Source organism: Salinimicrobium oceani, from assembly GCF_012037645.1.
This window is the reverse complement of the sequence record NZ_JAAVJR010000683.1, coordinates 1-439: the sequence shown is the minus strand read 5'-3', so window position 1 is coordinate 439 and position 439 is coordinate 1. Positions and strand designations below refer to the sequence as shown.

General features: G+C 43.3%; 1 pseudogene. It reads right to left on the bottom strand.

Annotated features, from left to right (window positions below):
• Positions 1 to 439 (bottom strand): annotated as a pseudogene (locus tag HC175_RS18860) (hypothetical protein); the annotation flags it as partial.

The window sequence follows — 439 nt, the reverse complement described above, 5'->3', positions numbered from 1 at the left end:
CACTGTAAAATCCAGCGGAAAGCTCCCGTTGCTGTCCCAAACAATGGCAAAAATGTCATTATAGCCAAGGGTGATAAAACTTTTTGGCGTGATCTGTATATCACTGCCTACGCCAAAACTAAAGGGTGCCGTAAAGGTGAAACCATTATCATCCCTGATCGCGATCACCTCCCCCTGATCATTGGTGACAGGGATCTTATCTTCGGAATAGAAGAATGTCGCAAGTTTGGTATTGATATGAAGATCAAAGTTGGAAAAGTATAGAGCTTTGAACCGGTAATTTAGGGAAAGCTGCGTCGAAGTATAGCGATAATCGTCCTGCTTAAAAGAATGCCTTAACTGCACAAAAGCCGAATGCCTTGGCGCCAGATTGGGATCGTAGAATTCATATTCCAGTCCAACAACTGGGGCCAGTACATTATCGGGATTTTCTGTATAA